The 20,723-nt window shown below is 73.6% G+C and carries 17 protein-coding genes; 4 read left to right on the top strand and 13 right to left on the bottom strand.

What is annotated here, in order from left to right:
• Window positions 1–295: 295 nt before the first annotated feature.
• The 7 genes from ACF08D_RS03715 to sph form a co-directional block, all read right to left on the bottom strand.
• Complete coding sequence (locus ACF08D_RS03715; protein WP_392220864.1) at window positions 296–1,063, bottom strand: MerR family transcriptional regulator; 768 nt, start codon at window positions 1,061–1,063, stop codon at window positions 296–298.
• A gap of 159 nt (window positions 1,064–1,222) precedes the next feature.
• Window positions 1,223–2,347 carry a methyltransferase domain-containing protein gene (locus ACF08D_RS03720; RefSeq protein WP_392220865.1) on the bottom strand — a complete coding sequence of 375 codons (1,125 nt, stop codon included), beginning with the start codon at window positions 2,345–2,347 and terminating at the stop codon, window positions 1,223–1,225.
• A gap of 1 nt (window position 2,348) precedes the next feature.
• Window positions 2,349–2,477, bottom strand: a complete 129-nt coding sequence (locus tag ACF08D_RS03725) for a hypothetical protein (RefSeq protein WP_392220866.1) — start codon at window positions 2,475–2,477, stop codon at window positions 2,349–2,351.
• A 27-nt stretch (window positions 2,478–2,504) separates the two neighbouring features.
• Entirely contained in the window at window positions 2,505–2,675 is a 171-nt protein-coding gene (locus tag ACF08D_RS03730) for a hypothetical protein (protein WP_392220867.1), read from the bottom strand.
• Complete coding sequence (locus tag ACF08D_RS03735) at window positions 2,672–2,839, bottom strand: hypothetical protein (RefSeq protein WP_392220868.1); 168 nt, start codon at window positions 2,837–2,839, stop codon at window positions 2,672–2,674. Before ACF08D_RS03735 ends, ACF08D_RS03730 begins: the two co-directional genes overlap by 4 nt.
• A gap of 86 nt (window positions 2,840–2,925) precedes the next feature.
• A complete protein-coding gene (locus ACF08D_RS03740; RefSeq protein ID WP_392220869.1) occupies window positions 2,926–4,173 on the bottom strand; it encodes a helix-turn-helix domain-containing protein in 1,248 nt (415 codons plus the stop codon).
• A 124-nt stretch (window positions 4,174–4,297) separates the two neighbouring features.
• Window positions 4,298–5,302 carry a sphingomyelin phosphodiesterase gene (gene sph, locus ACF08D_RS03745; RefSeq protein ID WP_392220870.1) on the bottom strand — a complete coding sequence of 335 codons (1,005 nt, stop codon included), beginning with the start codon at window positions 5,300–5,302 and terminating at the stop codon, window positions 4,298–4,300.
• 146 nt (window positions 5,303–5,448) lie between these two features.
• Between sph and ACF08D_RS03750 the strand changes: the two genes are divergently transcribed.
• Window positions 5,449–6,417, top strand: coding sequence for an oxygenase MpaB family protein (locus ACF08D_RS03750; RefSeq protein ID WP_392220871.1), 969 nt, complete (start codon window positions 5,449–5,451; stop codon window positions 6,415–6,417).
• Here ACF08D_RS03750 and ACF08D_RS03755 read toward each other — a convergent pair.
• The 4 genes from ACF08D_RS03755 to ACF08D_RS03770 form a co-directional block, all read right to left on the bottom strand.
• A complete protein-coding gene (locus ACF08D_RS03755; protein ID WP_392220872.1) occupies window positions 6,389–7,759 on the bottom strand; it encodes a GH1 family beta-glucosidase in 1,371 nt (456 codons plus the stop codon). The genes ACF08D_RS03750 and ACF08D_RS03755 overlap by 29 nt on opposite strands.
• 182 nt (window positions 7,760–7,941) lie before the next feature.
• Window positions 7,942–8,781 carry a carbohydrate ABC transporter permease gene (locus tag ACF08D_RS03760; protein WP_392220873.1) on the bottom strand — a complete coding sequence of 280 codons (840 nt, stop codon included), beginning with the start codon at window positions 8,779–8,781 and terminating at the stop codon, window positions 7,942–7,944.
• On the bottom strand, window positions 8,778–9,719 hold the full coding sequence (locus ACF08D_RS03765) for a carbohydrate ABC transporter permease (protein WP_392221207.1): 942 nt from the start codon (window positions 9,717–9,719) through the stop codon (window positions 8,778–8,780). The genes ACF08D_RS03760 and ACF08D_RS03765 overlap by 4 nt, the downstream gene beginning before the upstream one ends.
• 61 nt (window positions 9,720–9,780) lie before the next feature.
• A complete protein-coding gene (locus ACF08D_RS03770) occupies window positions 9,781–11,112 on the bottom strand; it encodes an ABC transporter substrate-binding protein (RefSeq protein ID WP_392220874.1) in 1,332 nt (443 codons plus the stop codon).
• A gap of 362 nt (window positions 11,113–11,474) precedes the next feature.
• Here ACF08D_RS03770 and ACF08D_RS03775 point away from each other — a divergent pair, with 362 nt between their 5' ends.
• Window positions 11,475–14,279, top strand: coding sequence for a glycosyl hydrolase (locus tag ACF08D_RS03775; protein ID WP_392220875.1), 2,805 nt, complete (start codon window positions 11,475–11,477; stop codon window positions 14,277–14,279).
• Between the two features lie 23 nt (window positions 14,280–14,302).
• On the opposite strand, the gene ACF08D_RS03780 is transcribed toward ACF08D_RS03775, so the two are convergent.
• On the bottom strand, window positions 14,303–15,358 hold the full coding sequence (locus ACF08D_RS03780; protein ID WP_392220876.1) for a LacI family DNA-binding transcriptional regulator: 1,056 nt from the start codon (window positions 15,356–15,358) through the stop codon (window positions 14,303–14,305).
• Window positions 15,359–15,509: 151 nt separating this feature from the next.
• Window positions 15,510–17,036: a M1 family metallopeptidase gene (locus ACF08D_RS03785; RefSeq protein ID WP_392220877.1), complete on the bottom strand. Its 1,527-nt coding sequence runs from the start codon at window positions 17,034–17,036 to the stop codon at window positions 15,510–15,512.
• Window positions 17,037–17,238: 202 nt separating this feature from the next.
• Between ACF08D_RS03785 and ACF08D_RS03790 the strand changes: the two genes are divergently transcribed.
• A complete protein-coding gene (locus tag ACF08D_RS03790) occupies window positions 17,239–19,233 on the top strand; it encodes a Xaa-Pro dipeptidyl-peptidase (RefSeq protein ID WP_392220878.1) in 1,995 nt (664 codons plus the stop codon).
• The gene (locus ACF08D_RS03795) at window positions 19,230–20,639 is read left to right on the top strand and encodes a M14 family zinc carboxypeptidase (protein WP_392220879.1); all 1,410 of its coding nucleotides are present in this window, start codon (window positions 19,230–19,232) and stop codon (window positions 20,637–20,639) included. The genes ACF08D_RS03790 and ACF08D_RS03795 overlap by 4 nt, the downstream gene beginning before the upstream one ends.
• Window positions 20,640–20,723: the final 84 nt, after the last annotated feature.

A 20,723-nucleotide genomic window follows, 5' to 3' on the forward strand; every position in this document is an offset into this window, starting at 1 on the left:
CCAGAAAGTGGGCCCTGGTGGGGTGTCCACGCCAGCCGGATGTGGGCGGCACTCACGCCGTGGGCGCGGGTGATGGCGTGTATCGCCGGGTAGTGGTCGCTGGTCGCGCCGGTGGCGCATCCGGTGCGCGATCAGTCTGCGACGCTCGCGCAGGCGCCGCAGGTAGGCCGGCGGCTTCCGTCCCCGGAGTGTGCCGACCGGGGACGGCGAGGGCACTGGGCATCGTCACCATCGTCCCGGTGAAGCTGGACCGTCCTGTATGCCTTCTGAACGCCCACCCACCGCCCGCCCCGTGTCACTGCGCGCGGAACGCGGCCCCCAGCTCCTCCTTCAGTGACCGCTGGAACGCCGTGACCAGCGCCTGTACCACCAGGGGCTGCACATGGGCGGAGAGCGACTTCATCGCCGCGACGTGCTCCGGGTCCGACTCCCGCTCCCGGTAGGGGCCCCACACCTCGTCGCGGAAGAGCCGCGTCAGCTCCTGCGCGGCCGCCCGGGTGTGCTCCACCAGGACCGTGCGGGACGCCAGGATCGTCTCGTGCGCGATGGGGACGTCCAGCAGCCGCATCCCCAGCCGCAGCAGGCCCGGGTCCACCCGGTAGGCGTCCTCCGCCTCCGTGCGGGCCAGCACGTCCATCGCGGCCAGCCGGTCCAGGTCCTCGTCCCGCAGCGCCCGCCCGGCGCGCCGCTCCAGCTCCGCCCGGGTCATCTCCTCGGGCGCGTCCGGCGCCCAGGTCGCCACCAGCGCCCGGTGGATGGCCAGGTCGTGGGCGCTCAGATCGGCGGGGAGCTGCTCCAGGTACCGTTCGATCGCCGCGAGCGTCATGCCCTGGTGCTGGAGCTCCTCGATGAGCGCGAGCCGCGAGAGGTGCTCCGGCCCGTAGTGCCCCACCCGACGCGGACCGATCACCGGCGGCGGCAGCAGCCCCCGGGTCCCGTAGAACCGGATGGTGCGTACGGTGACACCCGCCCGCGCGGCCAGCTCGTCCACGGTCAGCGTCGGCCGGTCCTCCCCGGACCCGGACGCCGCCGCCCCGGTGGCCTCGGTCGCCTCGGTCGCCATGCGGGCCTCACTTCCGACGGGTGCGCTGCGGTCCGTACAACAGTATTGCTGTCGCACCATCGCTGTGAAAGCCGGAGGCGGGTAGAGCACGGTCGGCCGGCACGGCACTCCTACGGCGAGCCCCGGCCGGCGCGGCGGCGGGCCGGCCGGGGCGGCCGCTCACCGAGCGGGCTCGCGTACCGGTGCGGGCTCGATGATCCGCTCCGGGTGCTCCAGCCACACCCGCTGACCCCGGGCGGTCACCGTGAGCCCGAAGTCGCCGCCCCCGGGCGATCCCAGAGCGACGTACTCCTCGTGTACGCGCTCCACCTCCTGCCACAGGTCGCGCGCCCCGTACTCGTACGCGTCCTCGCCGGTGATCGCCGTGGCCGCGCAGCCGTCCTCGTCCTGGAGCCACACCTGCGCGCCGTCGGCCCCGTCGGCGTGGACCATCCGCACGCCCGGCAGGCGCGTGCCGGCGTACAGCGCGAAGCCCAGCGTCAGCAGCTCGCGCGGGTCGGTCCGGGTGGGCACCGTCCGGCATGTGGCGGTGTCGACCGGCGCCGGGGCGCCCGTACGGTGTGCGCGCATCGGCATGTACGACGCCCCGCCGCGGAACCGGCCGCGGGCCGTCCCCTCGCCGTCGGCGGTGAGCCGCACGACGGCACCGCTCCAGAAGTCGCGGGCCATCGGCGCGACCAGGACTCCTCCCGGCCGGAGCTGCCGCACCAGGGCGTACGGGACGTGCCGGAGCGCGCAGGTGGCCAGGACCCGGTCGAACGGCGCCTCGTCCGGCCACCCCCACTCGCCGTCCGCCACCGCGAGGTTCGGCGTGCAGCCGGCCGCGCGCAGCGTGGTGACCGCGCGGTGCGCGAGGCCCGGGTCGATCTCGACGCTGTACACGGCGGAGTCGCCGAGCCGGCGGGAGAGGAGCGCGGTGACGTACCCGGACGCGGTGCCGATCTCCAGCACCCGGTGCCCGTTGTCGCCGTCGATGCTGAGCAGGCGCAGCATCCGGGCGACCATACGGGGCTGGGAGTTGGACGAGGTGGCGATGCCGGGGCCGCCGGGCTCGCCGTCGTCGAGCTGGATGACGACCGGCTCGTCGGAGTGGATCAGTGCCAGGCGCTCGGCCGCGGTGGTGAGCGGCTCGCACGCGGTCGGCCTCTGGCGCCAGGCCTGTTGGGGGATGAACGGTTCGCGGGGGACGGCGTGCCAGACGGCCCGCCAGGTCTCGTCGAGCAGACCGCGCGCGTAGAGGTGCTCCACGAGCGCGGCGTGCCCGCCCGGTTCGGTCGCCGTCACCTCAGCTCCCGTCCGTCTCGGTGTGCGTGCCGGGGCCGGAACCGTCGGGGGACGGCGGGGCCGGTGGCGTCCACGGCTTGTCCGACGGCTCGCCGCCGTGCTTGCCGCCGTCGTTCATGGTGTCGCTCATCTGGAACCTCCTGTGGTGGTGGAGCCCTCAGCGGGTGCGGCGGCGGCTCTGGTAGTAGGCCAGGGCGGCGAGCATGTCGTCGGCGGGCGCGGCCAGTTGGCGCGCGTGCGCGCGGCACGCCCACACGTCCTGGCCCTCGCGTACGGCGACGACGCGTACGTGCTCCCCGGAGCCGCAGTGGGCGCACCGGCCCGTCACTGGGCGGGCTCCCGGTCCGGCAGCACCTCGTACAGCGTCTGCTCGCCCCGCGCCCGGGCGCACGCGCGGTGCGCGTACACCGGGTGGTCGGGACCGCTGTTGCTGGGCAGCGACCGGACGCAGACGTCCGCGCCCGGCTCGGGGCAGTAGGCGCACACACGCACGGCCCGCTCCTTTCGTTCAGTGACTCGGTGCACACTGACCGTAGGTGCGGGCCGTTGGGGGAGGGGTCAGGAATCCATACCCCTGCTCACGCGGCCAGGAGGCCGACCTTCTCCGCCAGCTCCGCGGCGCGGCGGCGACGCCCGGCGGCGGGCGCTTGGGTCTCCTCCAGGATGATGCTGCGCGCGTACCCGTTGTAGCGGACCGTCTCCGGGGCCGCCTCGTGCGCCTGCGCCAGCGTCGCCAGCGCCACGTCCGGCTGCCCGTCGAGCCGGAAGCCGCGCGCCTCCTCGATACGGTGACGCGCTCGGCGCGGGCGGGACGGGATCGTCGCCGCGTCCGCGCGCGCGGCCTGCCGCACCGACTCCCCGCCCTGGTGCAGCTCCACCGCCACGGTCACCGCGTGCGCGCCCATGATGGCGCGGGAGAACGACGTCACCGGGTGGAAGTAGCCGGCGGGCAGGCGGTCGGCCATCTGCCGGGCGGTGTCCCAGTGCCGCCACGCCGCGCCCGTCTCCCCCCGGCGAGCCGCCGTGTATCCCGCCTCGAACTCGAGCGCCCCGGCGATGGCGAGCACGTCGTCCCCGGCGTCCGGCAGCAGCGGGGTGAGGTAGGCGAGCGCCTCACGGGTGACGGCGTCGGCCGGGTCGTAGTGCGCCGGACCGGAGTCGCGGTGCGCCTGGGCGAGGAGCCAGGCGGCGATGCCCACGGTGTGCGGGTCGTCGGACTGCTGCGCGGCGACCATGCTCCGCTCGGCGATCCGCCACAGCAGCGCGGCGTCCGGCTGGTAGGCGACGAAGAACTGGGCCAGCGAGTACACCTCGCTGAGAACCGCCTGCGCGGCGCGCCAATCGGCCGGCCGCTCCGCCTGCCGCACGGCGAGCAGAGCGTCCCGGATCAGGTCCGGCAGCAGCGCCCCGACCACCTCACGGTGGTGGGGCGAGGAGTGCCGCGCCGACCATGCCCGCGCCAGACGGGCCCGCAGGTGCTCAACCGGCGGAGCCTGCAGGGCAGTCGTCAGGGGCAGGGCGTCGACGGCCGCGCGCACGGCCGCGAGCCGCGGGTGCCCCGGCCCGGCGAACAGGTCGATGCGCACGGGCAGTCCGGTGAGGTCGGCGAGGTCGCGCACGCGCAGCGCCTCCGCGATCCGAAGGACGGTCTCGACGCCGGGCGCCTGGATCTGCCCCTTTTCCACCTGCTTAACCCAGGCGGGTGACCGCCCGAGGAGGCCGGCGAGGACGACACGGCTCATGCCGCGGCGCTCACGGAGGATCTGCATCCTCTGGCCGAAGACCAGGGGATCGGTGAACGGGTCCGGCGTAGCATCAGATGGCATGGCCTTGCCTTTCTCTGCGCAGCTCGACACTCCGCACGCTACTCCCTGCCGGTGACAGGGAAATGACGAAGCCGCCCCCTCCCGGCCCGCCGGCCGGGAGGGGGCGCGCCCACCGCCCCGCCCGCTACTTCGCGTACCCCGTCACCGGGTAGTGGTCGGACAGGTTGGTGTACGTGTACTGCTTGCCCCAGCTGGACACCGTCCAGGGCGCGCTCTGCTCCTTGATCACGTCATTCGTCCAGCCGGCCGGCTTCGCGTGGCCCGCCCGGTGGAGGACATAGTCGAGGTCCTCGCGGGGGTCGTCGGGGTAGCGCTCGGAGGCGATCGAGTTCAGCTCGGTGTCGAAGGAGTACGGGTGGCCGGTGCGCGCGTCCGCGCCCGCCAGGCCCGCGTCCGACAGCATCGAGGCGTACTCGCCGCTGTGCGAGTCCACGTTGAAGTCGCCCGCCACGATCACCTGCTCCGACGCCGGGATCTTCTTGGCGTCCAGGAAGGCGTCCATCGCACGGAACTGGCGGCTGCGCATCTGGGCCGCCTCCCCGCTGCCGCAGCCGGGGTCGGTCGACTGGGCGTGCGTACCGACGACGTGCACCCGGGCGCCGTTCACGTTCAGCACGGCATAGACGAAGCCCTTGTTGGAGTACCAGTCGGCGCCGCACGCGTCCTTGTAGACGTACTGCTCCTTGCGGACGATGGGCCACTTGCTGAGCACCGTGACGCCCCCGTCCTCCGGGGTGGTCGCCGAGTAGGAGCCGCCGGTGGCGTCCCACCCGCTCTTGCTCCGGCCCATCACCGGCGTCTGGTACGGGTACTGGGCGGCGGCGTCCCGCATCAGGGTGTCCGACGCGCCGTTGTCGAACGCCTCCTGGAGGACCACGACGTCCTGGCCCCGGAAGAAGGGCGCCGCCGCTATCTGCTTCGCCCGGTGGTCCTGGCCCCAGTTCGGGTAGAGCGTCTTGCTGAAGAGGAACGCGTTGTACGACAGCACCTTGAGCGCGGGCGTCGCGGCCGCGGCGGGGGCGGCCTGCGGCGCGGCCGACGCGGACGGGACGGCCACCGCCGTGGCACCGGCGGCCAGTACGGCCGACAGGGCTGCGGACAGCAGAGTGCGCTGGGGGGATCGCGGCACGGAGACTCCAGAGGAGAGCGGGGATCGGGCCTTGGCGCCGCACATCCAAGCAGCCCGGGGTTACCTCCCGGTAGCCATTGGGCGAAGCGAAATCCGCCGCCGGGCACCCTCGCCGACCACCACCTCCGGGGGCGGATAATGGGATCATGAGCAGCAAGCGGCCCGCCCACCACGATCACGCGCCGCACGACCACGCGCCGCACGACGTGCCGCACGATCACGCGCCGCACGACCGCACCCCGCGGGATCCCGCACCGCCCCCGCCCGGCGGCGTGCTCTGGACCCTCGCCGGAGACATCCGGGGCCTGATGATGCTGCCCGCCGCCTTCACCCTCCAGGTCGCCCACCCCGCCGTCGGCGCCGGCGTCGACGAACACTCCGTGTTCCGCACCGACCCCTGGGGCCGCGGCGAGCGCTCCCTGCGCTCGGTCCAGCTCTGGGTGTACGGAGGCGAGGCCGCCGCCGCGGAAGGGCGCCGGCTGCGCGCCCTGCACGCCACCATCAGCGGCACCGACACCCGGGGCCGCCGCTACCACGCGCTCACCCCCGCCCACTACGCCTGGGTCCACGCCACCGGCTTCCCCGTCTACCACCACGCCGCGCGCTACCTGATCCGCCCCCTCACTGAGGCCCAGGAGCGGCAGCTGTACGCGGAGTGGCTCCAGGTCGGCCGCATCCTCGGGATACGCGACCGGGACATGCCCCCGACGATCGAGGAGTTCTGGCCCTACTACCGCCGGATGCTCGCCGAGGAGGTCGAGGCCACGGCGGTCGCCCGCGAGCTGGTCGCGGCCGACGGCCCGCTGCCCCCGTTCGACCGGGGCCCGCTGCCCGCGCGGCTCCTGCTGCGGGCCCTGTGGCCGGTGGTGGTCCCGGCCTTCGCCCGGGTGCGCCGCTTCCTCACCGTCGGGCTGATGCCCCCGGACGCGCGCGAGGCCATCGGGCTGGAGTGGACCGACGCGCAGGAACGCCGCCTGCGGCGCTTCGGGCGGGTCGTACGGCTCGTCGTACCCGCCCTCCCCGAGCGGCTGCGCTACCTCCCGCTCGCCCGCCGGGCCCGCCGCCGGCACCGGGAGCAGCTCCGGCTCACCCGCGCGGCCCGCCCCGGGCGATGACGTCCGCGTACCAGCGCGCACTGTCCTTCGGCGTACGGCGCTGCGAGGCGAAGTCCACGTGCACGATGCCGAACCGCTTCCCGTAGCCGTACGCCCACTCGAAGTTGTCCAGCAGCGACCACAGGAAGTAGCCCCGCACGTCCGCCCCGTCGGTGAGCGCCCGGTGCACCGCCGTCACATGGGCGTGCAGGTAGGCCACCCGCTCCGGGTCGTGCACCTCGCCCGAGGGGTCGGCGTAGTCGTCGTACGCCGCGCCGTTCTCGGTCACCATCAGCGGCACCCCCGGCAGGTCGTCCCGCAGCCGGGTCAGCACCTCGTACAGCCCGTCCGCGTCCACCGGCCAGTCCATCGCGGTGCGCGGCCCCGGCGCCGGCACGAAACGCACATGGGGCTCGGCGCCCGGCCACGGCGACGGGGCCTCGCAGGACCCCGCCGCGACCACCGTGGGGGAGTAGTAGTTGACCCCCAGCGAGTCCACCGGCGCGGCGATCGCCTCCAGGTCCCCGTCCCGGACGAACGACCAGTCCGTCAGCGCCGCCGTGTCCGCCACCAGATCCGCCGGAAGCCGGCCGTGGAACACCGGGTCCAGGAAGATCCGGTTCCCCATCGCGTCCACCCGCCGCGCCGCCTCCCGGTCCGCCTGGTCCGCCGACAGCGGGCGTACCGCGTGGGTGTTCAGCGTCAGCGACACCTCCGCCGACGCCGGCACCGCCCCGCGCAGCACCGCCACGGCCCGCCCGTGCGCCAGGTTCAGATGGTGCGCCGCCCGCAGCGCCGCGGCGGCGTCCGTACGGCCCGGGGCGTGGACCCCCGCCGCGTACCCGAGGAACGCCACGCACCACGGCTCGTTCAGCGTCGTCCAGGTGGCCACCCGGTCGCCCAGCGCCCCGGCGACCAGGCCCGCGTACTCCGCGAACCGCCCGGCGGTGTCCCGGTGCGGCCAGCCGCCCGCCTCCTCCAGCTCCTGCGGCAGGTCCCAGTGGTAGAGGGTGGCGACCGGCCGGATGTCGGCGGCCCGCAGCTCGTCGACGAGCCGCCGGTAGAAGTCCAGCCCCTTCTGGTTGGCCGGCCCCCGCCCGCCCGGCTGCACCCGCGGCCACGCCACCGAGAACCGGTAGTCCGTCACCCCCAGGTCCTTCATCAGCGCGACGTCGTCGGCCATGCGGTGGTAGTGGTCGGCGGCGATGTCACCGGTGTCGCCGTTGCGGACCCGGCCCGGCGCCCGGCTGAACGTGTCCCAGACGGACGGCGTCCGGCCGTCCTCGCCCGCGGCACCCTCGATCTGGTACGCGGCCGTCGCCGTACCCCAGCGGAAACCGGCCGGGAAGATGAGCTCGGTCATGAGCGGGAGACTCCCAACGCGAAGAGGATCAGGACCTGGAGAATTCCGGGGCGCGAGGGCCCGGAGCCCGGGAAGGGGCCTGTGAGAGCGGGAAGCCCCGCAGGCCCCGTGGACCCACGAGGACCCGAGGCTCCACGAGCCCCGGAGACCCCGCGGCCCCGGTGGACAGGGGGCGCGTGCCGTCAGCCCTTGACCGCGCCCTGCATGATGCCGCCGACGATCTGCCGCCCGAGCAGTCCGAACACCAATAGCACGGGCAGCGTCCCCAGCAGGGTGCCCGCCATGATCACCGACTGGTCGTGGACGTAACCACCGCCCAACTGGCGCAGTGCCACCTGCACCGTGGGATTCTGCGAGGACAGCGCGACGATGGGCCAGAAGAAGTCGTTCCACGCCGCCATGAAGGTCAGCAGCCCCAGCACCGCCATACCGGGCCGGGCGATCGGCACCACCACCGACCAGAAGATCCGCGCCGGGGACGCGCCGTCCACCCGCGCCGCCTCGATCAGCTCGTCCGGCAGCGCCTGGACCAGGAACTGCCGCATGAAGAACACCCCGAACGCCGACACCAGACCCGGCAGGATCACCGACTGCAGCTGGTTCACCCACTCCAGCTCGGCGATCAGCATGAACAGCGGGATCACCCCGAGCTGCGGCGGGATCATCATCGTCCCCACCGTCACCGCCAGCAGCGCCCCCCGGCCCCGGAAGCGCAGCTTGGCGAAGGCGAACCCGGCGAGCGTGCAGCACAGCACCGTGCCGACGGTGATCGACCCCGACACGATCAGCGAGTTCAGCAGGGCCGTCCCGATGTCGGCCTCCTCCACCACCGCCTCGATGTTCCGGAGCAGGTTCGGCCCCGGCAGGAGCGACGGCGGCACCTTCGCCAGCTCCGCGTTCGAGCGGCTCGCGGCGACAAGGGTCCAGTAGAACGGGAAGGCCGACACCAGCACGGCGACGACGAGGATCGCGTACGCGACCCGGCCCCCGTGCAGGGTGCCCCCGGCGCGGCGCGCGCTCATCGGCCCGCCTCCTTCCGCGTACGGCGGCGCGCGATCAGGGCGTTGACCCCCACCAGCACCAGGATCAGCAGGAACATCACCCAGGCGATGGCGGCGGCCCGCCCCAGGTGGAAGAAGCCCCAGCCCTGCTCGTACAGGTACAGCCCCAGCGTCTGGTACTGGTGCGAGATCCCGCCCGAGATCGACCCCTCGAACAGCAGCGGCTCGCCGAACAGCTGGGTGGCGCCGATCGTGGACACCACGGCCGTGAAGACGATCGTGGGCCGCAGCCCGGGCAGCGTGACGTGCAGGAACTGCCGCCACCGCGACGCGCCGTCCATCTCGGCCGCCTCGTAGAGCTCGCCCGGGATGGACTGCATCCCCGCCAGATAGATCAGCGCGTTGTAGCCGGTCCACCGCCAGACGACGATCGTCGACACGGCGATCTGCGAGGCGACGGTGTTGGTCTGCCAGTCCACCGGCCCGACGCCGGCCAGCCCCAGCACGTAGTTCACCAGCCCGAAGTCCCGGCCGAAGAGCTGCGCGAAGACCAGCGTCGCGGCGGCCACCGAGGTCGCGTACGGCAACAGCATCGCCGTCCGGAAGAAGGTCCGCCCGCGCAGCCGGTAGTTCAGCAGGTGCGCCAGCCCGAGAGCCATCACCAGCTGCGGCACCGTCGAGAGGACCCCGATGGTGAAGGTGTTGCGCAACGAGATCCAGAAGTACTCGTCGGTGAACAGCGCGGCGTAGTTGCCGAGGCCGCGCCACTCCATGTCGCCCGGGGTCTGGAGCTCGACACGGTAGAGCGACACGAACGCCGTGTAGAGCAGCGGGAAGAGGCCGAACGCGGCGAACAGCGTGAAGAACGGGGCCAGGAACGCGTACGGCGAGGCGGCCCGCCACGCGCGGCGCGCCGCCGTCCCGGCCGGAGCGGTGAGGGTCACGGTGCGGCCCTTCAGGGGTCGTTGGACGGATGAACGAGAGCCAGGGCGAGGGTGGGAGGGTGGAGGCCGGGGAACGTCAGCCCGTGACGTTCTCCACGCCCTTCCTCGCGTTGGACCACGCCTTGTCCGGCGCCGTCCCCTTCCGCTCCACCTCGCTCAGCGCGTTGGTGATCTGATCCGCCACGTTCTTGTCGTGGACGCCCAGCACCTGCACCGGGGCCGCCTTGGCGGCGTCACCGAAGATCCGGCCGATGGGGGCGCCGGAGAAGTACGGGTCCTTGGCGCCGGCCACCTTGGCGATGGCGCCCGTGGAGGAGGGGAAGTTGCCCTGCTTCTCGAAGAGCCGGGCCTGCTGCTCCGGCGCCGTGAGCCACTTGATCAGCTCGTACGCCTCCTTCTTGTGCTTCGCCGCGCGGGGGACGCTCAGGTACGAGCCGCCCCAGTTCCCGGCGCCGCCCGGCAGCCTGGCGATGTCCCACTTGCCCTTGCCGGCGTCCCCGGCCTGGCCCTTGATGTAGCCGAGCATCCAGGCGGGGCAGGGGATTGTGGCGAACGACCCGGCGGCGAACGCCTGGTTCCACTGCGGGGACCACTGGTCCAGCTTGGCGCTCAGGCCCGCGGCGGCGGCCTCGGTCGAGGCGTTCCAGGCGTTCTCGACGGCGGGGTTGGAGTCGTAGATCAGCGTGCCCGAGGCGTCGTAGTACCGCTCCTCCTCCTGCCCGATCATGATGGTGAACAGGCTGCCCACGCTGTCCAGCCAGGCGCTCTTGGCGGGGGCCTTGGCCTTGTACTGCTTGCCCAGCTCCAGATAGCCGTCCCAGGTGGCCCACGTGCGGGCCAGGACCTCGCGGTCGGTCGGCAGGCCCGCCTGCCGCAGCAGGTCCGTGCGGTAGCACATCGCCTCGGGGCCGACGTCGGTGCCGAGCCCCAGCACCCGGCCGTCCCCGGTGGTGGCCGCCGACCACTTGGCCTCGGCGAACTCGCCCTTCAGCGCATCCGCGCCGTACCGCGTCAGGTCCTCGAACTTGTCCGCCTGCCGCTGGGTGACCGACGCGATGCGCCCGACCTCGATGGCCTGGACGTCGGCGAGTCCGCCCCCGCCGGCGAGCCGGGTCTGGAGGGACTTCCAGTAGTCCTGCTCGTCCTCGGTGTCCGTCTGCTTGATGGTGACGCCCGGGTGCAGCTTCTCGTACTCGGCGTACAGCCCCGCCTCCTTGTAGCCGAACGAGCCGAAGAGGTCCACGGTCAGGGTGACGCCGCCGCCGGACGCCCCGTCGGAGGGGCCGGAGCCGCAGCCGGCGAGCAGGGCGCCGGCGAGCGCGAGCGCACCGAGCCGGACGGTGGCCCCGCGGCCGGACGTCCTCCGGGTGAACGCCCTCCGGACGGTGGCGGCTCTGACGTAGGGCATGGGGGCCTCCCTGGGCATCGGACCGGCGCCCCGGCAGCGAACGGGACGAGCGGGGCCGGCTGGCTCAAGCGGATGAAGGAGCTGAAGGAGCTGAAGGAGCTGAAGAAGATCAATGCGATAGGGCGATCGAGGAGCTGAAGCGGTACGGAGTGAGAGCGCTCTCAGAACGAGGTGCCTGGAGCGTGCCCGACCTGCTCGGCCCCGTCAAGACTCGAACGCATAACAACGGCTCCGGGAGGCAACTTCCGCCCACGCGCTCTGTATTGACGGCGTATTGACAGCCTCGTTTCAGGAGTTTTACGTTCCAGGGCATCTGAGAGCGCTCTCCGAACGCTCCTCCACCCCTCCCACGAGGTGCCGCCATGCCATCCCCCCGCACCCGGCCCACCCCCCGAAGAGCTTCCCGCCCCGCCGCCCTCCTCCTCGTCACCGCCCTGGCCGCGTTCGGCCTCACCGCGACCGCCGCCACCCCCGCCGAGGCCGCCACCGTCCCGGTGGGCGCCGGGAGTTACTCCGACACCCGCCCGCCCGGCACCTCCGGCCCCACCACCCACACCGGCACACCCGTCACCCCCAAGCTCACCCCCGCCGCCCAGGGCCGGCCGGTGCCCACCAACGACTGGTGGTCCTCCCTCGCCTTCCAGCGCTACGGCGACAACCCCTGGTCCACCCCCATGTACGGCCACCCCCTCACCTACCAGGCCACCGCCTCGGGCCTCGACATCGGCTACCCGACCATCCCCGTGATCACGGGCGACGGACGGCAGTACGAGTACGCCCACCGGCGCGACCTCACCCTGGGCCTCACCGGCCTCAACTCACCCGACACCAAGGCCGACGCCTGGTCCGACTGGACCGTCACCCCCTACTGGTCGGACGGCGCCCGCACCCTGCGCACCACCATCGGCCACGGCTCGCCCTTCGTGTACGCCAAGGGCACCGGCGGCGACGCCCGGATCACCACGGCCACGGCCCCCACCCTCTTCGCCGACCAGGGCAACGTCCTCGGCATCACCGTCGCCGGGCACCACTACGCCCTCTTCGCCCCCACCGGCACCGACTGGACGGTCTCCGGCTCCACCCTGACGGCCGGCCTCGGCGGCAAGGACTACTTCTCGGTGGCGGTCCTGCCGTCACAAGACGCGCTGGCCACCTACCGGACCTACGCGTACAGCTTCGTCACCGGCTCCCGGGTCGACTGGAGCCTCAACGCCGGTACGGTACGGGCCACGTACACGCTCACCACCCAGCCCCAGGAGGGCACCCAGACCGGCACCCTTCAGGCCCTCTACCGGCACCAGTGGCTCCACACCACGGACGCCCTGACCCCGTACACCTATGTCTCGCCGCGCGGCACCATGAAGGTCCGGGCGTCCACCACCTTCACCACCAGCCAGCGGTCCGCCGCCGTCCTGCCCGGGCTGCCGAAGTCGTCCGGCGTCGACGCCGCCCGGCTGCGCGGATACCTGAACGAAGCAGCGAACGCCGCCGACCCCTTCCAGGGCGCCACCGACACCTACTGGACGGGCAAGGCCCTCGGCCGCCTCGCCCAACTCGTACCCGTGGCCGAGCAGATCGGCGAGACCGCGACCCGCGACAAGCTGCTCGGCCTGATCAAGGGGCGGCTCCAGGACTGGTTCACCGCGGGCGGCGCCAACGAGTTCTCGTACGACCGGACCTGGAAGACCCTGACCGGCTACCCCGCCTCGTACGGCAGCGACACCGAACTGAACGACCATCACTTCCACTACTCCTACTACGTGTACGCCGCCGCGATCGTCGCCCAGTACGACCCGGCCTGGGCCGCCGGCTCCGCGTGGGGCGGCATGGTCAGGACCCTCGTCCGCGACGCCGCCAACCCCAGCCGCACCGACACCGCCTTCCCGTTCCTGCGGGGCTTCGACGTGTACGCCGGCCACAGCTGGGCCTCCGGCCACCAGGGCTTCGCCGCCGGCAACAACCAGGAGTCGTCGTCCGAGTCCACCAACCTCAGCGCCGGGCTCGTCCTGTGGGGCGCCGCCACCGGCGACACCGCCCTGCGGGACCTCGGCGCCTACCTCCTGACCACCGAGTCCGAGGCGATCGCCCAGTACTGGTTCGACGCCGACCAGCAGGTCTTCCCGGCCTCCTTCGGGCACGACACCGCCGGGATGGTGTGGGGGAGCGGCGCCGCCTACGCCACCTGGTGGACCGCCAACCCGGAGGAGATCCACGGCATCAACGTCCTGCCGGTGACCGGCGGTTCCCTGCACCTGGGCGGGCACAAGGCGGCGATTCGCCGCAACCTCGCCGAGATGGAGCGCGAGAACGGCGGCCCGGCCGCCGAATGGCGCGACATCCTCTGGGAGTTCCGGTCCTTCGCCGACCCCGCCGCCGCCCGGGCCGCGTGGGACGCCGGGCACGCCGCGTACACCCCGGAGGCGGGCGAGTCGAAGGCGCACACCTACCACTGGATCACCACCCTCGACGCGCTCGGCGCGCCGGACGCCACCGTGACCGGGGACATCCCCACCTCGGCCGTCTTCACCAAGGGCGCGGTACGCACCTACGCCGCCCACAACCACGGCTCCACCGCCCGCACGGTCACCTTCTCCGACGGTGCGAGGCTCACCGTCCCGGCCCGCTCGACGGCCACCGGGACGGGAACGGGCACCGACCCGGGCGACCCCGGCGACCCGGGGCCGTCCACCGGAAACACCTTCCAGCTCCGCACCGGCGGCACCCTCACCACCGCGACCGGCGCGGCGGCGGGCAGCGACACCGTCGCCTCCGCGGGCGGGGCCAACCACGACGGCACCCCGCACCAGCCCCTGGTGTACGAGGCGAGGAACGTCACCGGGACGCTCACGCCCGGCGCCGCCACCGCCTTCCGCCTCCAGGTCGACGCGGGCACCACCGTGGGCCTCGGCCAGCAGGCCCGGGTGAGCTACGACCTCACCGGCGACGGCACCTTCGACCGGACGGAGACGTACCACTACTTCGCCACCGACCCGGTGACCGGCTGGGAGGAGTACGGCCACGGGCGCGGGCTCAAGGCCGCGACCGGCACCCTCGGCGACCTGAGGGGCGGCACCGTGCGCCTGGAGGTGTGGCACGCCATCGGCACCGGCACGGCCAGGCTCCAGACCGGCACCGACCGGTCGGTCCTGGTCGTCCCGTACCACTGAGCGGCGCCCCCGAGGCGTAGGCCCTACGCCGAAGCCCGCCGCACCAGTTCCGTCGGAGTGATCACCGAGCCCGGGGCGCCGCCCGCCCCGGGCTCGGCCTCCTGACCGCCCAGCACCCGCATCAGCAGCCGGACCATCAGCCGGCCCATGCCCTCGATGTCCTGACGGACCGTGGTCAGCGGCGGATCGGTGGCCTCCGCGATCGAGGTCATGTCGTCGAAGCCGACCAGCGCCACGTCCTCGGGCACCCGCAGCCCCCGCTCCCGCAGCACCCGCAGCGCGCCCGACGCCATCAGGTCGTTGGCCGTGAACACGGCGTCCAGGCCGGGCCGCCGCTCCAGCAGTTCGGCCATCGCCCGCGCCCCGCTGCGCTCCGTGAAGTCACCCTGCGCGATCAGCCCGGGGTCGGCGTCCAGCAGGACGTCGCGGTAGCCGTCGAGCCGGTCCATCGCGGAGGTCTGGTCGGGCGGGCCCGCGATGTGCGCGACGCGCTCGCGCCCCAGCGACAGCAGGTGCCGCACGGCCGCCCGCGCCCCGCCCCGGTTGTCCGCGTCCACATACGGCACGGCCGGCGCGCCCGGGGCCCCGGCCCCCGGCCAGCCGGGCCGCCCGCCGAACACCGTCGGCACATGGGCGCGCCGGATGACGGAGGGCAGCGCGTCGTCGTTGTGCACCGAGAAGGCGAGCGCGCCGTCGACATGGCCGCCGCCCAGGTAGCGCCCGATCCGCTCGTGGTCGCCGGGCCCCTCGACCCACAGCAGCACGAGCTGCGCGTCGTGCGCGGTCAGCTCCCGGCTGATGCCCCGCACCTGCTTCTCGAAGAAGGGGTCGGAGAACACCCGGAACTCCGGCTCGGCGATGATCACGGCCACCGCGCCGGTGCGCCGGGTCACCAGCGTGCGGGCCGCCTGGTTCGGTATGTAGCCCAGCTCCTCGACCGCGCGGCGCACCTTGTCGGCGAGGGGCCGGCGGACCCCGGCGCCCCCGTTGACCACACGGGAGACCGTCGCCCGGGACACCCCGGCGCGGGCCGCGACGGCTTCCAGGGTGGGACGGGAGCCGGATGCCGGCTCGGGCATGGGGGACAAGGGCGCTCCTCGGAGGCGCGGCGACACTGCGGACAGCAGCAGGGTAGCCGGTCGGCCGATCTTCTGAGAGCGCTCTCTGCCGGTGGGATCCGTTGGTATGACGCGGGTGCCGCCCCGGCCCGGCGGCACCCGCGGGGCGCGGTCAGTGGCCGTGGTGGCCCCGGTCGCCGTGGTCGTGGACCGTGTTCGTCGCGGCGATCTTCTTCCACGACTTCGGCTGCGCCGGCTTCGCCGCGGGCGCCGCCGCCCGGGAGCGCGCGGCGGGCGACGCCGCCGCCGGGGCCGCCGGCTTCGCGGGCTCGTACAGCCAGGTGTCGAACAGCTCCGCCAGCGGCTTGCCCGAGACGCGCTCGGCGTACTTCACGAAGTCGGACACCTTGGCGTTGCCGTACGCCCGCTCCGCCGGCCAGCCCTTGAGGAGGGTGAAGAAGTCCTCGTCACCGATGGCGTTGCGCAGCGCCTGGAGGGCCAGCGCGCCACGGTCGTACACGGCGAGGTCGAACTGCTTGTCCGGGCCCGGGTCGCCGGGCGCGACCGTCCAGAAGGGGTCGTCGGCCGGGTGCTGCGCGTACACGTAGTCCGCCAGCTCCTGGGCCGTGCCCTCACCCTCCTTCTCCGACCACAGCCACTGGCTGTAGCGAGCGAAGCCCTCGTTGACCCAGATGTCCTTCCAGCCGTGCACCGACACGCTGTCGCCGTACCACTGGTGCGCCAGCTCGTGCACGACCACCGACACATTGGACCCGTTGGCGAACTGGCGCGGGCTGTAGAAGGGCCGCGTCTGCGTCTCCAGGGCGTAACCGCTGGGCACGTTGGGGACGTAGCCGCCGAGCGCGTTGAAGGGGTACGGGCCGAAGACCTCCTCCAGCCACTCCGCGACCTCCGCCGTGCGCTCGATGCTGGCGCGCGCCGCGCCCGCGTGGGCGCCGAGGTCCTTGCTGTAGGCGTTGAGGACGGGCAGGCCCTTGTCGGTCTTGTCGGTGGTGATGTCGAACTTGCCGACGGCCAGCGTGGCCAGGTACGTGGCCTGCGGCTTGTCGGAGCGCCAGTTGAAGCGCGTCCAGCCGAGGCGGGAGGACTGCGACGTCAGGACGCCGTTGCTGATGGCCTGCGTCCCGTCCGGCACGGCGACCGAGACGTCGAAGGTCGCCTTGTCCAGCGGGTGGTCGTTGGACGGGAACCACCAGACGGCGGAGTCCGGCTCCTGGGCGGCGACCCCGCCGTCGGGGGTGCGGTGCCACGCGGTCCAGCCGCCGATCTTCAGCTCGGACGGCTTGCCCGCGTACCGTACGACGACGGATATCGCCCGGTTCTTCGGCAGTGGTGACGCCGGGGTGACCTCCAGCTCGTGGTCGCCGGTGGCGGTGAACCGCGCCTTCTTGCCGTTCACCCGCACCTCGCTGACCGAGAGGCCGAGGTCGAGGTTGAAGCGGGACAGGTTCTGGGTGGTGGTGGCGAGGATCGTCGCCGTGCCCTCCAGCAGGTCCGTCTTCGGCTGGTAGGTCAGGCGCAGGTCGTAGTGCGACACGTCGTAGCCGCCGTTGCCGCTGGCCGGGTAGTAGGGGTCGCCGATACCCGGGGCGCCCGGCGCGTAGTCGGCGGCCGACGCCGGGATCGCCAGCAGGAGGGAGGCCGCCAGAGCGCTCGGGACGATCAGTCTGCGGTGCACGTCAAGCTCTCCAAGTCGTGTGGACGGAAGATCTCTCGCAGGCTATTCAGCACCGTGTGTCTCCGTCATGTCCATGGCCGCAAACGACACATGATCGCCATTCGGCCGACATGGAACACCACCGCCGCGACCTCCCCCTCTGTCGTGTTCGTCCCCGTACTGCCCTCTGTCACACGGGAGTTGACGCGTGTACCGTCCGCCCATGCCGATACGTGCGCGGAAGATCCCGCTGCCGAACGCGGTGGCGACGGCCGCGGCCACCGCCGCCCTGCTGTCCGTCCTCGTCCCGCCCCCGGGGGCCCAGGCGGCCCCGCCGCCCGTACGGGAGTCGAGACCCGTCCACTCGTACGCCGACGCCGTCCGGGAGTCCGTCTGGGTCGACACCGGCCTCGACGGCGACGCGGACGGCCGCACCGACCGGGTCGCGGTCGACATCGTCCGGCCCCGCGCCTCCGGCCGGGACGGCTACCGGGTCCCGGTCATCATGGACGCCAGCCCCTACTACTCCTGCTGCGGACGCGGCAACGAGAGCCAGCGCAAGACGTACGACACGAACGGCGACCCGGTCCACATCCCGCTGTACTACGACAACTACTTCGTACCGCGCGGATACGCCGTCGCCGCCGTCGACCTGGCCGGAACCAGCCGGTCCGACGGGTGCGACGACGTCGGCGGACGCTCCGACGTCCAGTCCGCCAAGGCCGTCGTCGACTGGCTGAACGGCCGCGCCCGCGGCTACACCACCCGCACCGGCCCCGAACGCGCCCGCGCCACCGGCTGGTCCACCGGCGACACCGGCATGATCGGCAAGAGCTGGGACGGCACCGTCGCCAACGGCGTCGCCGCCACCGGCGTCGAGGGGCTGCGGACCATCGTCCCGATCGGCGCCATCTCCTCCTGGTACGACTACTACTTCGCCCAGGGCGCGCCGCTCTACGACTCCGGACCCGAGCGGCTCTCCGCGTACGTCAACAGCCCCGACGCCCGCGCCCGCTGCGCCCACGTCCAGCGGCGGCTCGCCGAGGGCGCGCCCCGCAGCGGCGACTGGACGCCGCTGTGGCAGGAGCGCGACCACGTCAAGGACGCCCGCAAGGTGCGGGCCAGCGTCTTCGCCGTGCACGGGCAGCAGGACCTCAACGTCCGCGCCAACCACGCCGGCCAGTGGTGGGACGCGCTCGCCCGGCACGGCGTCGAGCGGAAGATCTGGCTCTCGTCGGCCGGGCACGTCGACCCCTTCGACTTCCGCCGCGCCGAGTGGGTGCGCACCCTGCACCGCTGGTTCGACCACCACCTGCTCGGCATCGACAACGGCGTCGACCGCGAGCCGATGGCCGACATCGAGCGCGCCCCCGGCGAGTGGAGCACCGACCGCGTCTGGCCGCCCCGCGCCGCCACCCCGACCACGCTCCGCCCCCGGACGGGCGCCGCCCCCGGCGTCGGCACGCTGGGCCTCGCCCCGGCCCGGCCGGGCGCCACGGAGACGTTCACCGACGACCCCGCGCTCGGCGAACTGGACTGGGCGGCGCGGGCCGATGAGCCCACCCCGGCCAAGGCGGGCTTCCTCACCCGGCCGCTCGCCCGCGACCTGCGGCTCTCCGGCTCCTCCACGGTCACCGTCACGGTCACCCCGACCACCACCAGCGCCCACCTCACGGCCGTGCTGGTCGACCTCGGGCCCGCCACCATCCGCGACTACGGCGCGCCCGGCGAAGGCATCACCACCCTGGCCGCCCGCACCTGCTGGGGCGCGAGCACCCCCGGCGACAGCGCCTGCTACAAGGAGACCGCGCCCGACACCACGGACGTCACCGCCACGGTGGTCAGCCGCGGCTGGGCCGACCTCGGCACCTGGGCCGACCCCCGCGAGGGCCGCCCGCTCACGCCCGGCAGGCCGCACACCCTCACGGTGGACCTCGCCGCCGCCGACCACGTCGTCCCGGCCGGCCACCGCCTGGCCCTCCTCGTCGGCGGCACCGACCGGCACCTCATCGACCCGCCGCCCTCCCGCCCGGCCCTGACGCTCGACCTGCGGCGCACCTCCGCCACACTGCCCCTGGTCGGCGGCGCACCGGCGTTCGCCACCGCCACCGCCGGCGCCGTGCCACCCGCCGCCGCCCACCCGCGCACCGCCCGCCCGCCGGCCGGGGTCACCGCGCCGCGCCCCGCACCGCCGATCCCCGGAGGCAGCACCCGATGAACCGCCTTCCGCGCGCCCTCGCCGCGGCCCTCGGCGCCACCGCGCTGGCCCTCCCGCTCGTCACCCCCGCCGCACAGGCGAGCCCCGCGGTCCTCGACGCACCGGCCGCGGCCGGAGCCTCCGCCGCGTCGGCACCGGCAGCGGCCAGAGCCTCCGCCGCGTCGGCACCGGTCGCGGCCAGTGCCTCCGCCGGGTCGGCCGGCACCGGTCACGGCGGCCCGCCCCGCACCGGCTTCGAGACCAGCGACGGCGCCCGCTGGACCTCCCAGGCGGAGGAACAGCGCTTCCTCGCCGACGTCGACCGGGGGAGCGACCGCGTGTCCCTCACGCGCATCGGCACCACGCGCCAGGGCCGCCCGCTCCAGCTCGTCCGGATCTCCACCGCGCCCAGCGCCAGCACCGTGCTCCTGCTGTGCAGCCAGCACGGTGACGAGCCGTCGGGCCGGGAGGCCTGCCTGTCGACCGTCCGCGACCTCGCGTACGCCCGGGACGCCGGCACCCGCCGCTTCCTCTCCCGTACCACCGTCCTCGTCGTCCCCTCCGCCAACCCCGACGGCCGCGCCGCCGGCACCCGGGGCAACGCCGACGGCGTCGACGTCAACCGCGACCACATCACCCTGGCCACCGCCGAGGCCCGCGCCGTGGCCGCCGTGATCCGCGACCACCGCCCCGACGTGGTGTACGACCTGCACGAGTACGGCGCCACCCCGCCGTACTACGACAAGGACCTCCTGGCGCTCTGGCCGCGCAACCCCAACACCGCCGCGGGGGTCCACGACGAGGCGCACACCCTCTCCGAGTCGTACGTCCGCCCCGCCGCCGGACGGGCCGGCCACACCCACGGCGTCTACGGCATCTGGACCGACCCCGTCACCGGGGAGCCCGCCAAGCAGGTCGCGGGCGACGGCCAGGAACGCATCCTGCGCAACACCGCCGGCATCAAGCACGCCGTCGGCCTGCTCGTCGAGACCCGGGTCGACCCGCTCACCGACGAGGAGAAGGCCGACCCGGCCCACAACAACCGCCGCCGGGTGGACGGCCAGCTGGCGGCCCTGGACGGCCTCTTCGCCCATGTGGCCGACCGGCGGACCGCCATCGAGCGGGCCACCGCCGCCGCGCGCCTGGCGGGCCTGCGCGACCGGGGCCCGGTCCACCTGGGCGGCGCCGACAACGACCCGCCCGAGCCCGGCGAGACGCTCCAGGACCCGCCCTGCGGGTACCGCCTGACCCCGGGCCAGTACGCCGGAGTCGCGGACGAGCTGGCGCTGCACGGGGTGCTGGCCCTGCCGGACCGCGACGGCGCGTTCGTCCCGCTGCGCCAGCCGTACCGCGCCCTGGTGCCGCTGCTCCTCGACACCCGTGCGGCCCATCACCTCACAGAAGGACGCCCGGTGGACGCCTGTTGATACCGGGACAGGTGTGAAACGCGTGGTAGGGGGTATCAGGAGCGAATTCAGGCCATGATCGCGAAAGGTACCGCCTGTGTCTCA

Source organism: Streptomyces sp. NPDC015131 (assembly GCF_043079975.1).
Taxonomy (GTDB): Bacteria; Actinomycetota; Actinomycetes; order Streptomycetales; family Streptomycetaceae; genus Streptomyces.

Coding starts and splice junctions, on each gene's coding strand:
- ACF08D_RS03715 (WP_392220864.1), bottom strand. CDS start 1,063: ATGGCGACCGAGGCGACCGAGGCCACCGGGGCGGCGGCGTCCGGGTCC.
- ACF08D_RS03725 (WP_392220866.1), bottom strand. CDS start 2,477: ATGAGCGACACCATGAACGACGGCGGCAAGCACGGCGGCGAGCCGTCG.
- ACF08D_RS03740 (WP_392220869.1), bottom strand. CDS start 4,173: ATGCCATCTGATGCTACGCCGGACCCGTTCACCGATCCCCTGGTCTTC.
- ACF08D_RS03750 (WP_392220871.1), top strand. CDS start 5,449: ATGAGCAGCAAGCGGCCCGCCCACCACGATCACGCGCCGCACGACCAC.
- ACF08D_RS03755 (WP_392220872.1), bottom strand. CDS start 7,759: ATGACCGAGCTCATCTTCCCGGCCGGTTTCCGCTGGGGTACGGCGACG.
- ACF08D_RS03760 (WP_392220873.1), bottom strand. CDS start 8,781: ATGAGCGCGCGCCGCGCCGGGGGCACCCTGCACGGGGGCCGGGTCGCG.
- ACF08D_RS03770 (WP_392220874.1), bottom strand. CDS start 11,112: ATGCCCTACGTCAGAGCCGCCACCGTCCGGAGGGCGTTCACCCGGAGG.
- ACF08D_RS03775 (WP_392220875.1), top strand. CDS start 11,475: ATGCCATCCCCCCGCACCCGGCCCACCCCCCGAAGAGCTTCCCGCCCC.
- ACF08D_RS03780 (WP_392220876.1), bottom strand. CDS start 15,358: ATGCCCGAGCCGGCATCCGGCTCCCGTCCCACCCTGGAAGCCGTCGCG.
- ACF08D_RS03790 (WP_392220878.1), top strand. CDS start 17,239: ATGCCGATACGTGCGCGGAAGATCCCGCTGCCGAACGCGGTGGCGACG.
- ACF08D_RS03795 (WP_392220879.1), top strand. CDS start 19,230: ATGAACCGCCTTCCGCGCGCCCTCGCCGCGGCCCTCGGCGCCACCGCG.